This is a genomic window from Bartonella sp. CM120XJJH (assembly GCF_042194715.1).
GTDB lineage: Bacteria > Pseudomonadota > Alphaproteobacteria > Rhizobiales > Rhizobiaceae > Bartonella.
Genome location: NZ_JBHINE010000104.1, coordinates 488 through 746 on the forward strand (window position 1 = coordinate 488; position 259 = coordinate 746).

A 259-nucleotide genomic window follows, 5' to 3' on the forward strand; every position below is an offset into this window, starting at 1 on the left:
GGTTTTTACAAGATTTTGCGGGGGGCGCCCTGTAGGGACCGGTGGACGGCGATAGGAACGATGGGGTGCCATAAAGGGTTTGGGGCGTGTCAGATTGAGAGCCGCGCGTGCTTCTTCTAAAGCTTGAGAGAGACTAATGCCTTTGACTTCACACCAAAGGTCTAAAAGATCTCCTCCTGTGCTTTCTGCAAAATCATACCAAAGCCCTGCTTTGCTGCCGCTTAGGCAAATCGATAAACTTTGACCTGCCTCACCACGT

General features: G+C 51.4%; 1 pseudogene. It reads right to left on the minus strand.

What is annotated here, in order from left to right:
• Positions 1 to 259, minus strand: a pseudogene (locus tag ACFIKU_RS10020) (DNA primase); the annotation flags it as partial.